The 618-nt window shown below is 58.3% G+C and carries 2 protein-coding genes; both read left to right on the top strand.

From position 1 onward, the window contains the following. The first annotated feature begins 1 nt into the window (after window position 1). Window positions 2-199 (top strand): membrane protein insertion efficiency factor YidD, encoded by a 198-nt coding sequence (gene yidD / locus C5S62_RS02525; RefSeq protein WP_223301113.1) that lies wholly within the window; start codon window positions 2-4, stop codon window positions 197-199. Window positions 200-291: 92 nt separating this feature from the next. Beyond that, window positions 292-618, top strand: a 327-nt coding sequence (locus C5S62_RS02520) for a TatD family hydrolase (RefSeq protein ID WP_190311541.1), incomplete at its 3' end; no start/stop codon positions are given.

Below are 618 nucleotides of genomic sequence, written 5' to 3'. Positions count from 1 at the left end.
GCTGGTAGCCCCCATTCTTTTTTACCGGCGCCATATTTCGCCGCTTTTGCCGCCGGCGTGCCGCTTCACGCCCACATGTTCGCAATATGCCATTGAGGCGCTTCGCAAGCACGGCCCTCTGCGCGGACTGTATCTCACCATTCGCCGTCTGCTGCGTTGCCATCCGTGGGGAGGCAGCGGTTATGACCCTGTTCCTTGAAGGCATGACAATCAGGCGGCTTTTCGTCTTTGCAGTCCTCGTGTGCTTTAGGAGCATAAAGTTTCCGTTCTGTTCTCCTTCTGCTTTTTTCAATGGATTTCCACACACATAATCTTCTCTCCGTACCCGGCACGGCCATCGTTAACGTGCCGCGCGAATGGCTGATGAGTCCGGCACTTTTCCGTCCTGTGCCGGGCGGGCTCTATTCGGCCGGCATTCATCCGTGGTGGACGGGGGAAGCACAAGATGCCGGCCGACTTTTTGCCGGTTTGAGGCAGTTGTCGGAACATGCACAGGTGGTGGCCGTCGGGGAGTGCGGCCTTGACCGTCTGCGTGGGGCGGATTTGGAAATACAGACCGCCTTGTTCCGCCGTCAGGTGGAATTGGCCGAAGAGCGTGGGTTGCCTGTTACGGTGCAC

Source organism: Prevotella sp. MGM2 (assembly GCF_002933955.1).
Classification (GTDB): Bacteria; Bacteroidota; Bacteroidia; order Bacteroidales; family Bacteroidaceae; genus Alloprevotella.
Note: the sequence above shows the minus strand (reverse complement) of the source record. Positions and strands in the feature narration are given on the sequence as shown.